General features: G+C 44.7%; 9 protein-coding genes. 5 read left to right on the top strand and 4 right to left on the bottom strand.

The window, feature by feature from the left end:
- Window positions 1–81 precede the first annotated feature (81 nt).
- On the top strand, window positions 82–762 hold the full coding sequence (locus SIB79_RS06860; RefSeq protein ID WP_074161313.1) for a putative 2OG-Fe(II) oxygenase: 681 nt from the start codon (window positions 82–84) through the stop codon (window positions 760–762).
- Here the strand turns inward: SIB79_RS06860 and SIB79_RS06855 are convergent.
- The gene (locus SIB79_RS06855; RefSeq protein ID WP_063403272.1) at window positions 705–2,450 is read right to left on the bottom strand and encodes a tetratricopeptide repeat protein; all 1,746 of its coding nucleotides are present in this window, start codon (window positions 2,448–2,450) and stop codon (window positions 705–707) included. The genes SIB79_RS06860 and SIB79_RS06855 overlap by 58 nt on opposite strands.
- Before the next feature lie 291 nt (window positions 2,451–2,741).
- Here SIB79_RS06855 and SIB79_RS06850 point away from each other — a divergent pair, with 291 nt between their 5' ends.
- Both SIB79_RS06850 and SIB79_RS06845 read left to right on the top strand, forming a co-directional pair.
- Complete coding sequence (locus SIB79_RS06850; RefSeq protein ID WP_413681017.1) at window positions 2,742–5,054, top strand: pentapeptide repeat-containing protein; 2,313 nt, start codon at window positions 2,742–2,744, stop codon at window positions 5,052–5,054.
- Between the two features lie 325 nt (window positions 5,055–5,379).
- Window positions 5,380–7,587, top strand: coding sequence for a pentapeptide repeat-containing protein (locus SIB79_RS06845; protein ID WP_196757589.1), 2,208 nt, complete (start codon window positions 5,380–5,382; stop codon window positions 7,585–7,587).
- Window positions 7,588–7,714: 127 nt separating this feature from the next.
- On the opposite strand, the gene gorA is transcribed toward SIB79_RS06845, so the two are convergent.
- Window positions 7,715–9,076: a glutathione-disulfide reductase gene (gene gorA, locus SIB79_RS06840; RefSeq protein WP_063403275.1), complete on the bottom strand. Its 1,362-nt coding sequence runs from the start codon at window positions 9,074–9,076 to the stop codon at window positions 7,715–7,717.
- Window positions 9,077–9,341: 265 nt separating this feature from the next.
- Between gorA and SIB79_RS06835 the strand changes: the two genes are divergently transcribed.
- Window positions 9,342–10,595 carry a glutathione S-transferase family protein gene (locus SIB79_RS06835; RefSeq protein WP_063403276.1) on the top strand — a complete coding sequence of 418 codons (1,254 nt, stop codon included), beginning with the start codon at window positions 9,342–9,344 and terminating at the stop codon, window positions 10,593–10,595.
- Complete coding sequence (locus SIB79_RS06830) at window positions 10,595–11,125, top strand: DUF2808 domain-containing protein (RefSeq protein WP_063403277.1); 531 nt, start codon at window positions 10,595–10,597, stop codon at window positions 11,123–11,125. The genes SIB79_RS06835 and SIB79_RS06830 overlap by 1 nt, the downstream gene beginning before the upstream one ends.
- Window positions 11,126–11,305: 180 nt before the next feature.
- Here SIB79_RS06830 and SIB79_RS06825 read toward each other — a convergent pair whose 3' ends face one another.
- Complete coding sequence (locus tag SIB79_RS06825; RefSeq protein WP_236072554.1) at window positions 11,306–12,208, bottom strand: hypothetical protein; 903 nt, start codon at window positions 12,206–12,208, stop codon at window positions 11,306–11,308.
- A complete protein-coding gene (locus SIB79_RS06820) occupies window positions 12,201–13,640 on the bottom strand; it encodes a glutamate decarboxylase (protein WP_063403279.1) in 1,440 nt (479 codons plus the stop codon). Before SIB79_RS06820 ends, SIB79_RS06825 begins: the two co-directional genes overlap by 8 nt.
- Window positions 13,641–13,645: the final 5 nt, after the last annotated feature.

Below are 13,645 nucleotides of genomic sequence, written 5' to 3'. Positions count from 1 at the left end.
TAAATACTTTGAAGTTCTATCAAGGCAAATAGCAATCAGAGCCGGTATGATTTACAGCATGAAAAATTAGGTAATTTTCAAGTGAAGCAACTGAATGGATTACTTACACAAGTTCTATATAGTTACCAGTGCCCTAAATCTCTATTAAAAGCAATAGCTACTTATGGCAAAAATATCGAATGGGAAACTATCAAGGCAAGAGGTGCCTCTAAGAATATATTAAATACCGGACGCTCTTATATTCATCCCTCATCAACTCTTAAGTCCGTTGATAGCCTCAGAGAACTACATATTTGGCTAGAGGAATGCCTTAATGATGTGAGGCAATCTGTTGGATGGAGAGAGGAATCCGTAAGAGACCTATGCATTACCCAAAGCTGGCTTAACAGATCAGATATAGGCGAGATGCATCATAAACATACACATGCTCTATCAATATTATCAGGTATACTATATCTATCTGAACCATCATCAACAAGATTCTATTTACCATCTATATATGCATTGTCAAATACAATTGCTGGAGATATGGCCACCAATCGTCTTGAAATTGAAGAGTTATTCGAAGGAAGTTACGGTAAACTTATAATTTTCCCCTCTGCTTTGGCTCACTCTGTCGATCCAAATCTAGAACCAAAAGCAAGACTAACTCTTTCAATTAACAGTTGGTTCCGAGGTGAAGTAGGAGTAGCAGAAGAGCTAGTCTACTTACCAGAGTCGCTTAATAGCGTTATCAAGAGTGAATCTATTTTAGCTTCATAAGCTGCAGATATACTGGCAAAGTCAACCCAAGAGTTGCTGCGAATAATGTCAATACTATCAAACCATGGTGAGATATTTCCCTCTCGCATAAACATAAAATGAGGATTTGGCGGAATTATTGCTATTGTTTTTATACCCATCATTGCACCAAGAAAGGCATAGGGATGGTCCGAAGTTATCAATAGATCTAAGTGATTTAAAAGAACAGCTGAATGATATATTTCACGAGGAGATTCAAGACAAAGATAATTCGAATAAGAACAGGCGTCTTTATTAATTACATCTGCAAAAGATTGATCAGAATCAAGCTCAATCAAGTTTATCGGCAGTCCTTTAAAGGGCTTTAAAGCAATACTTGGCTCAACTCTTGTCTTAAAATGACTTACGCCTTGAGTAAAGTTAGGATTGTTCAAGGCAAAACCAACCTTAGGAAAAGAATTTGACTGAGTTAATGAAGAGAAGTTCCGCTTATCTGTCATATGAATAGCAGGCAGAAGCTTGTCATTGGATTCAACTTTTAAGGGTGTTGCAGGAGTAGGATTAAATCTTAGTGGTAGTTTAGAGATTGGTAGCCATATAGTGTTTACATCTGATATTGACTTGACAAGCTCAATATCAACATGAACACTAATGTCGTTATTAATACAGCGGAAAAAGCGGGCCATATATGGTTGAACTAAGGCTATAACCTGTTTAGCCTCAGAGAAAAGGGGAGACAGGTAGCGACTAAACAAGAGAATATCTCTTATATCATGGTCTAGTGCAACAACAATTATATCCTTGCCACATAAAGATTGACCATTCCAGGTTGTGAATTGATCTTGTTTGTAATCCTTATAGGTAAGTTCAATGCCATATGAGTAGTATTCGAACCCATTCTCATAATCACCTTCAAGCAAATATTGATGACCCAAGCCAAACTTGAAAAGGGAGCCTCCATCATTCAAAAATGGGCTTTGATGAATAAGATCCCAGGCAAGCTTATTACTACCCAGGTCAAACAATGCTGATACACTCTGAACAAATAATGACTCATTATCAGGATATAGAGATGACGCTTGCAATAATGTTTGTGAGGCTAATTCAGGTTGGCTGTTAGATTGATAACAATTAGCCAATATCAGCAAATTCTCAATGCTCTTATTCTGTTTATAGGCATGCAGAGCATAGTCAATCGCCTCTTCAAGCCGATCTATATTTAATAGTATTTGTATGACCTGATGAGAGATACGCTCCTCTATGGGATTAGGGAGTAGAGGCTCTAGGATTAATAGTGCCTCATGAAATTGATGCCTATTACAATATGTATGAGCAAGGTACTCTCGAATTAATGCCGAATGACGATTGTTATCAAGAATATTTTCAAGTATGTGATTTGCCTCTTCATATCGTTCCATAAGTTGAAGCTGATGTGCTACTGCAATGTGCATTATTTGACAATCTGGCTGTGCAGATTTACTGCCTTGCAAAAAAATCAAAGCGTCGAGCTTCCTATCGTAATAATTAAAGCAATCAGCACTGAGGGCAAGCGCAAAAAGATTGCGAGGCTCCTTTTTGAGTACTGTAGAGCAGAAAGCTAATGAATCCTCCACCTTCCCTGACTCTAGTAATTCCCTTGCAAGATGGAGGGTTGTATCCTGAAGTAATGGTTCATGAGCGACAACGTCGTATAAGTAGTTACAGGGCATAAGCGGTTAAACGAGTTAATTTTATTGGTTGTTAGATTCAGTAGTTTAAGTTAACTTTAACCTGGAATCCTACCAAAATAGGGACTTCGAGGAATTTCTTGCAGCATAAAGATATTAAAGCACCCCAATTAAAGCACCCCAGGTAGTGATTCTTTAACTTAGTTTTTTAGATACTGTATCTGCCAAAGGGCTCAAATCTCAATACCCATTAAGGAATAAAACAGCCCTTTAGCAGTATTGGCAATTGCTCTGTTAATATTTGATTGTAAATAATCTATCGCGCTGAACATAATGGCTCCGAACATTTTAAAAAATACTGGAACGGCATCGCTTGAGTCAACGACTGATCTGGCCGCAACTCTGATGGACCAGATCCAGCAACTTATTACGGATAGCTGGGTTATTGACTATCCAATAGATGGTGGAAGTGCTGGAGAAATAACGGGTACAACTAATGACTTTGGATATAAGTGGGATGATTCCTACAAAGCAAGTGGAACAATCATTCCAGGAGTTGGTGAGTACACAATTACTCCGGCTGTTCCCGCCTACACAATTACTCCGGCTGTTCCCGCATACACAATTACTCCGGCGATACCTGGAACACCAGGATTTAATGCATGTCCTCCTTTTAGTTGTCCCGTTCCAGGCACACCAGGCGTTCCAGCTGTAATGTCACCAGCTATTCCAGCTGTAATGTCACCAGCTATTCCAGCTGTTATGACACCAGCTATTCCAGCAGTTACAGGATCTGTGTCTGGTGGTATTGAGGTCGATGCAACTGTTACCGGCGTAAGCGATGCAATAAACCCTCTGCTTGCAAGTGTTACATTTAAAGATGGCACTATGACAGATCCAGATTCATCTGGACTGGCAACGGAAACAGTAACGTATAACTTTGATCAAGTACTTCAGGGAGATTTAATAAATATATCTGGCAGTGCATCATTTACAGATCTATCGGTAGATATAGCAGGCGTGACAACTAACTTAGGGACAATATCACTTGGAACGATGGATATGCAAGCTATACCTGACATCCCTCTATATTTTGATGCAGTAATTGACATTCCCTCATTCAATGATGCGCCAAGCCGAACAGCAAATGGGGTCGCCTATGAATTATTCCCTCAAGCAACCAAGCTTGAGGCGGAAGACATATCACTCTCCACAGGAGTAAATGTTCTTTGTGACTTTATAACAGACTCCTTGCTTGACCCTCTTACATCCATGTGGGATGAATATGTAGGCTCACTTTTTGAAGCAGTAGGAGCAAGCGTACCGGAAGCACCATCTCAATACGCAGAAGATTATATTAATCAATACTCAAGTGAGATATTACCAAACGTCAACACTCAGATAGAGACGAATTTCAATGCCGATGTGGATGTTCTCTTGCCAACTATCATTCCATACGTACAGGCAATTACGGCTGCTACATGGGACTACGAAGATTATCCAATTTTACCAAATGGCAATCATAAAGCCGCAATCCTAACCTCTGGCCTTTTCTCTGGTGTTGATGCAAGTAATTCAGATTTTACAAATGCTAATTGTCAATCTGTAGATTTCTCCTATGCAAACCTCACTGGTTGTGATTTTACTGGGGCAAATCTAGCAGGAGCAAATTTAACTGGAGCCACAGGTGCTCCATCAAGCTTAAAAACTAATACATACCTAGAACCAGCCTTAGGCTCTGCTACAAGTTCAAAAGCTCAAAGATTTGACAGTAAGCCTAATTTTGACGGTGCCGTTCTTCATGGCGCTAATCTTAAGGGTACTGACTTTGATTTAACTGGCGCTTATTACGATGTAAATACAATGTTCGATGAAGATTTTGACATCGAAAACTCTGGATTGAAAAAATTCCACCCACACTTATTCATCGTAACAAATGATTTGTACGAACACTATGGCAATAATGCCAACAAAGTTATATACGATTTTGCAAATGATAATTCCCCATGTGGCTGTAAAGGTAAGCCTGGTTTGCGAACCAAGCTCAATAATGGTGAATATCGTCTTTCAAAGTTTAATGGTAATAAATACTATAAAAAATTGAGCAATCGCCAAAAAACAGCTGTGGATACTTATTTAAGTGAGAATACAGATGAAGACAGAGATAATTATCTTGCAAGTTTAAAAGTTGATGACTTAATGAAGGGTCTTAGGCTCAACGCAGATAAAGGCGGAGATAAAATTGTTGGTGGCTACGGAAATGATCGCATCTATGGCGATTCTGGCGACGACAAACTTTATGGCAACACTGGTGATGATTATCTCAGTGGAGGTAAAGGCGATGATCGCTTAACTGGTAACGATGGCAATGATATCCTTAAAGGCAGATTAGGCGATGACACACTTACTGGAGGGGATGGTGCAGATATATTCATGGCAGGCAAAGGCAAAGATGTGGTCAAAGATTTTGATTTAGCATCTGGAGATATAATTCAAATCGACAAGGATTGGGAATACGAGTTTATCTCAAAAGGAGACAATACGATTATTTACTTCGGTGACTACGGATCCATGAAGTTGAGAGATGTAGACCTGAGCCTATTTGAAGGCAATAATCAAATTGTGCCGCGAATTGAATTGATATAAATAACCAGAAGTACTTTCAAAAAGTTCATATCTCTATAGCGATAATCGTCTAGTACGGACTCTATAGAAATATTCTTATTAATTTAGGCTATACTCCCAGGCAGTGAAACTTTGATTTAGCCTTGGTCTTTACATACTTCATCCGTTAAAGGGATCAAATCCCAATATTCTTTAAGGGAAACAACAGCCCTTCAGAAGGATTGATGATGCGTTGCTAAGATTTAGAATCATTTAGTGTATCAAAGTACGCATAATGGCTCCAAATATCCTAAAAAACACTGGAGCTGCATCGCTTGAGTCAACGACTGATCTAGCCGTAACTCTGATGGACGAGATCCAGCAACTTATTGCTGATAGCTGGGATATTAACTATGGAATAAATGGTGGAAGTGATGGTTGGATAACGGGCACAACTAACGACTTTGGTTATAGTTGGGAAGAGACTGGATCGATTAAAGGTACTGTTATTCCCAAGAGCAACCCTTGTGGTTGGATGCATGTAAGTTGCACTGTCCCCGCACAAACAGGTTCTCTTTCTGCGGGTTTTCAAGTTGAAGCCTCTGTTAAAGGATTTAGTGATGCAATAACACCTTTGCTTGATAGTACTACTTTTACAAGCGGGACGATGACACAGCCAACACCATATCAACCGGCTGAACCCGCTTACACACTGGTGCCGGCTCAACCAGCATACACACTGGTGCCGGGGATACCTGGGATTCCTGGCTCTGCTCAAATGTCACCAGGAGTATCGGCTGTAATGAATCCGGCCACTCCAGCAGTGCCAGCTAGCAATCTCACGACGGAAACAATTGAATATAACTTTGATCAGGTAGTTAAAGGTGATTTGATTCAGATATCAGGCTCTGCAGCTATTACGAACATCAAGTTCTCTTACGATGGTATAGGATACAATTTTGGAGATATCAAGGAAAATGTTTCATCATATCCTGGGGAAATACCTGATATCCCGATTTATTTCAATGCAATAATTGAGATTCCATCCTTCAATGATGAAGCAAATCATATAGCAAATGGTGTTGGTTATGAACTATTTCCTCAAGCAACAGAGTTAACAGCTGAGAATATTTCTATCTCTACAGGAGTGAATGTGCTTTGTGATTTCATCATTGATTCATTGTTAGACCCACTCACATCTGCGTGGAATAACGATGTATGTTCATGGTTGAAGCCTATTTCAGGTGGCTGGTGTCCAGAGGCCCCATCAGCAGAGGTCAGTGATTATATTACTGAATATGTTAATGAAATCTTGCCGACTGTAAATACTCAGATAGAGACGAATTTCAATGCCGATATGGATAGCCTCTTGCCCACTATCAATCCCTATGTCCAGGCAATTACGGCTGCTACATGGGACTACAGCGATTATCCAATTGTACCAAATGGCAATTATAAAGCCGCAATCTTAACCTCTGGCCTTTTCTCTGGTGTAGATGCAAGTAATTCAGATTTTACAAATGCTAATTGTCAATCCGTAGATTTCTCCTATGCAAACCTCACTGGTTGTGATTTTACTGGGGCAAATCTAGCAGGAGCAAATTTATCTGGAGCCACAGGTGCTCCAGCAAGCTTAAAAACTAATGCATACCTAGAACCAGCCTCAGGCGGTGCTACAAGTTCAAAAGCTCACAAACTTGATAGTAAGCCTAATTTTGACGGTGCCGTTCTTCATGGTGCTAATCTTAAGGGTACTAACTTAGATTTAACTGGCGCTTATTACGACGCAAACACACAGTTCGATGATGGCTTTAACGCTGCGAAATCTGGATTAAAAAAATTCCACCCACACTTATTCATCGTAACAAATGATTTGTACGAGTACTATGGCAATAATGTCGAGAAGGTTGTATACGATTTCGCAAATGATAATTCCCCATGTGGCTGTAAAGGAAAGCCTGGTTTGCGAACCAAGCTCAATAATGGTGAATATCGTCTTTCAAAGTTTAAAGGACAAAAATACTATAAAACATTGAGCGATAGCCAAAAAATAGCTGTGGATACTTATTTAAGTGAGAATACAGATGAAGACAGGGATAATTATCTTGCAAGTTTAAAAGTTGATGACTTAATGAAGGGTCTTAGGCTCAACGCAGATAAAGGCGGAGATGAAATTGTTGGTGGCTACGGAAATGATCGCATCTATGGCGATTCTGGCGAAGACAAACTTTATGGCAACACTGGTGATGATTATCTTAGTGGAGGAAAAGGCGATGATCGCTTAACTGGTAACGATGGCAATGATATCCTTAAAGGCAGATTAGGCGATGACACACTTACCGGTGGGGATGGTGCAGATATATTCATGGCAGGCAAAGGCAAAGATGTGGTCAAGGATTTTGACTATGCGTCTGGAGACATCATTCAAATCGATAAAGGTTGGGAATACGAGTTTATCTCAAAAGGAGACAATACGATTATTGACTTCGGCGACTACGGATCCATGAAGTTGAGAGATGTAGACAAGAGCCTATTTGACGGAAATGTTCATGCTCCGCCAATTGAATTGATATAAATAACTGACAATACTTGGAAAATGGTTATTAATAATCCAAAGCTATAGTGTTTCCTAGAATAACAATATATTAAACCAATTCGGGGTTTGGTGACGGTAATCCCTGTATTCCTGGTTTACCAATAACTCAGGTCATCGTGACAAACTCCTCAGAAACGGTGGGATGTAATGCCATTGTGAGATCAAAGTCTGCCTTTGTAGCACCCATTGCTAGTGCTATTGATGCCATCTGAATGATTTCGGCAGCATGTTCCCCCACCATGTGACAACCAAGGATTCGATCAGTGTTGCGATCCACAATTAACTTGAGAAGACAACGGGGTCCCCGCTTCGGCAAGGCCTGAGCCATGGATCGGAAGCGGGCGCGGTAGACCTTGACCTGATCTTTGCCATAGCGATCAATCGCCTGCTCTTCATTAAGTCCAACAGTCGCCAATTCAGGCTGACTAAATACAGCACTAGCGACGAGATCATGGTTAACTTGCCGTGGATTATTGCCAAAAACAGTGTCGGCGAATGCCCTGCCCTCATCGATTGCCACAGGGGTGAGGTTGATGCGGTCTGTTACATCACCAACGGCAAAGATGTGAGGGATATTTGTGGATTGGTTGGCATCCACTGAAATACGTCGACCTTCTAAAACGACCCCAGCAGCATCAAGGTTGAGGCCTTGCAAAAAGGGTCGTCGTCCTGTAGCAAGAAGAACCCCCCCACAAGAGAAGCGTTCCCCGCTCTGGGTTGACAAGACGAGATCGCCAGGCTGGCCTTTTAGAGCGGCTGGGTTTTCTCCAAAACGAAGATCAATGCCCTTCCCCTGCATTCCATCCTGTACTGCAGTGGAGAGCTCACGATCAAAGCCACGCAGCAAGTGATCCCCTCGCACCAGTTGGATGACCTCGACGCCAAGGCCATGGAGGATGCAGGCAAATTCACAGGCAATAAATCCAGCCCCTACTACCACCACTCGGTCGGGGAAGCTGCTTTGCATGAACATGTCATCGCTAACCCAGCCCAACTCCCCACCTGGGATATCAGGACGATGGGGACGCCCACCGACCGCGATCAGAATGTGATCGCCGAGAAGTTCCTGTGAAGCATCGATGGCTCCGTTCCTTGAGACAGCCACGCTGTTTGGGCTCGTAAAACTTCCCCATCCCGTCACAAGCTCAACACCGTTTTTGGCTAGCAGATCAATGTGAAGAGCATTGAGACGATCCACTTCCTGACGCACATTGGCTAGCAACACCCCCGCATTGATCCGTGCATCACTCAACTCAACTCCAAAACTGGGGGCAACTTCAAGCTGTTCCCGATAAAGAGATCCGTAGACCAACAGCTTCTTAGGGACACAGCCGCGAATGACGCAGGTCCCTCCAACACGGTCACCTTCAACGATGGCGACCTTGGCACCATGGCTTGCGGCTCGCTTAGCAGCGGCTAGTCCACCAGAGCCAGCGCCAAGCACGATCAGATCAAAAGGATGCTCCAAGAGACAAGGATCACTGCATCCATTGTCAACTCCTTAAGAAAGCAACGCCAGGATTACTCAGGCATCGTGACGACAATGACCAGTAAACCTGTCATGACTCATTCAGAACGACGAGTTATGGATTCTCTGCAATCGAGCATTGGCCGAAACTCTTGGCTCATCCAACATCAATGGTTGATCATTTGATTTGAATCGAGAACCTTTTGCCTAAGCACCTAAAGGCACTCGAAACAGGCATGATGATGCGGCTTCAAATCAAGGATTTATGCCTGCTGCAGCGTCGACAAAAGCTCTTGACTGGCAGGCCTTAGCAGAGCTAGCAGTGCCGGAGGCTGATCGAATCAATGGCCCCACCAATGCCCAAGCCACCTTGCGCCTGTTTGGGCAATCTGAAAAAGCTTTAAGGGTGACTCTTTATCGGGACCATCACGCCTGGTGCCCCTACTGCCAGAAGGTGTGGCTTTGGCTCGAATGGAAGCAGATCCCCTACAGGATTCGCAAAGTCACCATGCGCTGCTATGGGCAAAAGGAAGCCTGGTTCAAGAAAAAAGTGCCTTCAGGAATGCTTCCTGCCCTCGAGCTTGATGGTCGCTTGATTACGGAAAGTGATCAGATCTTGTTAGCTCTAGAGCATGCCTTTGGTCCTCTAGGTCATCGGTTGGAGGACCCGCGCACCCTTAAGTTGCGAGATCTTGAACGGCAACTGTTTGCAGCCTGGTGTCGGTGGCTTTGCACAGCTCGATTGAATCAGAGGCAGGAAAAGGTAGGCCGAGAACAATTTCAGATCAAAGCCCGGATGATGGAACAGCAGCTGTCAGCAGAACAAGGACCTTGGCTGGATCCAGCTAGCAATACACCAACCAGCCCATGCCCAGGAAGCGCTGATGTGGTGTTTATCCCCTATCTAGAAAGGATGAATGCCTCATTGGCGTATTACAAAGGTTTCAGCTTGCGGGAAGAACATCCCGCCATTCACAAGTGGTTTAAGGCTCTCGAAGAATTGGAGGTGTATCGAGGTACGCAGGGTGACTTCCATACCCATGCCCACGACTTGCCACCTCAGATGGGTGGATGCTGGGTTGCACCTAATCCAAAACAACAAGAATTGGCAGAAGCTATTGATTGTGGTGCAGGCCTTGCGGAATTGGAAACCTGTTGGGCTGATCGCGATAACTCAAAGACCCGGCCCGAGGGTCTTGCTCTGTCAAGGGTGTTGAAGCATCGTCAAAGACTTTTGGAGCTCAACCCTCTTGGAGCTATTCGCTTCGATCAACCCTTAAGGGCCACGCTCACACGAATGGCTTTAGGGGCTTCTTGCTCACCAGATCCAGGAAGTGCTAGAGGATTGCGCTACCTCAGGGATCGCATCTCAGTCCCGCGAGACATGCCACTGCTATCAGCTCGACGGCTGCGTCAAGCCCTTGAACAAACAGCCCAGCTCGATAGCCCTGAGATGGGCGCTCCAATTCCGATTTACGATCGCTTTGATCAGAATCCCAAGCCTTTCCTGACGAGCTGATGCAACTGATTCCTTCAGCATTGGCTGCGGCGTTTTTGCTGTTCCCAATCCATACGCCAGCGCTTGAGATCAATGGTCAGACATCTTTTGTGGCAGTGCCGACTAAGGCAAAACTAATTAACTACAGCAGCTATGCATTTGAAGGTGGAGCAAAGTTCTATTTCGTGATCGAGTTGCCACAAGGAGCAGACGCTGGTCTCGGCGGAATCAGCTTAAAACAGATTCGCGGTGTCCAGCCTGCTTTCTATTACGGTCCTATTCAACCAAAGGCATTTTTAGGAATGCCACGTCAGCGTGGATCCTCCGTGCCGGTATCTGCCAATTTCGAGGACAGCAATCGATCGATCACTATCAACTTTCAGGAAGCTGTTCCGCCCGGATCCAAGGTCACTGTGGCTTTCAATGTGATGACGAATCCACCCGCAGGCCTGTACGTTTATTCAGTTTCTGCTATCCCTTGGGGCCCTAATCCCATCCCCCAGGATGTAGGAGTTGTACAGATGAGTGTTTTCTCACAAAGACGATTCTGAAACTTCATAGGATATTTAGACGAGCACGCAGGTCTTCTTAATAGGAGTATTCCAGAAATAGGAACCTATTGTTTTAAAGAAAAAAACTCCTTTATTTTCTAGTGAGGAGTTGATTTTTTATGTCGTAACACAAGCTTTATTGATCATCAGCAAAGAGATAAGACCCTATTAGATGCAATTTTAGCTCTTAACCTCATCCTCACTACACTCGGCAAGGCTCAGCACACCTACAGCAGTAAAAGCTAAGGCTCCCAATAAGGTTGCTCGGATCGCAACCTGAGGATCAAGCACAGCGGCTATGGATAAATCTACAGGGATAGCAGCGATGGCTGCTTGCATAAACCACAGACATCCGAGTGCATTCACAACAGCCACCCACCAACCAAGATGGTGCGGCTGTATGACGAAGAGACGGCCATGACCCACCTCAAGAAGCCCGAAGATCGCCGAAATAACAAACAGCACTGACCCGAGAATGTTGGGAGCAACCTCCAGCATTAGCCATGGTGCTCCATTCAGTGAAGGCAACCCCCAGGTTGAAAATGTCTCTATGTTGAAAAGAACGGTGCCAATGCTTTGCGTTAGCGCACACCAAATTCCACACCAGCCCCAGCGCTGCTTCCGATTGAGCAAACCACGGGTCACCAACAAAGCCTGTTCCAACTGAAACCAACCTCCTGCCGTAAAAAAAACGGAGCCAATTGCCAAGAGCGCTGCACCCGAGCCAAGTTTGCTTATCAGCAAAACACTGCCAATAACGAACAACAGCGGACCAATGATGAACGCCACGGCCGTTCGCACTTCAAGACGATGGACGTCTTTCTCACGCAGTAATGCTTGAACCATATGCTTCGGAGCCAAGGTTCGATACTTTCCTTGCTCCAGCGGTCCATGGCCTTTTCGCAGACGACGACTTGTCCATAGCCCCCAACGTGAATGAGCTTCTAATTCATGCGGTCTGTCGCTAACAGGAACATCTTCCCGCCAAGCTGTCGTGCCCCATGGACTTGAATAATGCGATTGAAGGTTTGGAGGATGCTCCCGCTTTAAATTCAAAGCCCCCAATGGGGGGGCATCATCCATGCGCATCACGGCATTCAACCATTGAACGGCCGAGATGATTAGTAGACGCTGCTTCAGTAGCGTTAAGACTGATCTTGACAGGATGACTCTCGAAATGAGTTATGGCGTTGCGGATGTCGGTAAGTAGGAGATCAGCCATTTCACGTGAGAAATCACGTTTTACCAAGATCCGCTGAAAGGCTTGATGAGCAAGCTCACCTGTGAATGGATAAGCTGGCACTTGCCAACCACGTAATCTCAGTCGATCAGAGAGGTCGTAAAGGTTAAAACCAAGCTCTTTGCCGGCTCGCAATGTCCATACCACAGTGGGGATGCCACGTGATGGGTTGCCATCGTGTATTAACTCAAATGGGCCTAGCTTTTTGAGTTCTTGAGCAACATATTGAGCATTGGCATAGCTCGCTCCATGGATGGCTTGATAACCATCGCGACCTAGGCGGACAAAGTCGTAGTACTGGGAGATCACCTGTCCCGCTGGCCGCGAGAAGTTGATCTGAAACGTTGGCATATCGCCTCCTAGGTAACTCACATGGAAAACCAATCCTTCCGGTAGATCACTGGACTCACGCCAAAGAACCCAACCCACACCCAGAGGAGCTAAGCCGAACTTATGGCCAGAGGAGTTGATTGACTTCACTCGCGGCAAACGGAAATCCCAGGGAGCCAGATCAGGGGCACAGAAAGGAGCAAGAAAGCCACCGCTGGCTGCATCCACATGGATAGGAATGTCGAGTCCTTTTCGCTGTTGCAGCTCATCGAGGGCCTGACTGATGGCTTGTACGTCTTCATACAGGCCGTGATAAGTGACGCCCAGGGTAGGTACCACAACGATGGTGTTCTCATCCACTTGCTCCAGCATTCGTTCTGGAGACATGCAGAGCTCGCCGGAGGTCATCTCCACCTCCCGCAACTCAACGTCCCAGTAGCGGGCAAATTTCGTCCAGCAGATTTGGACACTGCCGCAAACCATGTTGGGGCGATCGATCGACTGACCTGCCGCTTTGCGATGTTCACGCCAACGCCATTTCGCAGCCAAGCCACCCAGCATGGCGGCCTCACTGCTCCCGATGGTGGAGCAGCCCACAGCTTCACCGGGGGCATGCCATAAATCAGCCATCATCGAAACACAACGGCGTTCAATCTCTGCGGTTTGGGGATATTCGTCCTTGTCGATCAGGTTCTTGTCAACCGCGAGGGCCATTAGCTCAGCCACCTGCTGGCTTTCATAGGTCTGACAGAAGGTGGCCAGATTTTGTTTGCTGTTGCCATCAAGCAATAATTCCTCCTTGAGCAAATTAAATGTTGTTAATGCAGGACGGCACTCTTGCGGGAAAGTCGTGCGTGGTAATGGTGAGACCAATGCATCAATGGTTTCCCCAATGGCATGTTCTTCCAGATCGTTGGAGCGGGGATTGGAACGATGCAGGGCCATACTTT

This window comes from Prochlorococcus sp. MIT 1342 (assembly GCF_047304495.1).
Lineage (GTDB): Bacteria > Cyanobacteriota > Cyanobacteriia > PCC-6307 > Cyanobiaceae > Prochlorococcus > Prochlorococcus marinus_D.
This window is presented reverse-complemented; position numbering and strand designations above follow the sequence as displayed.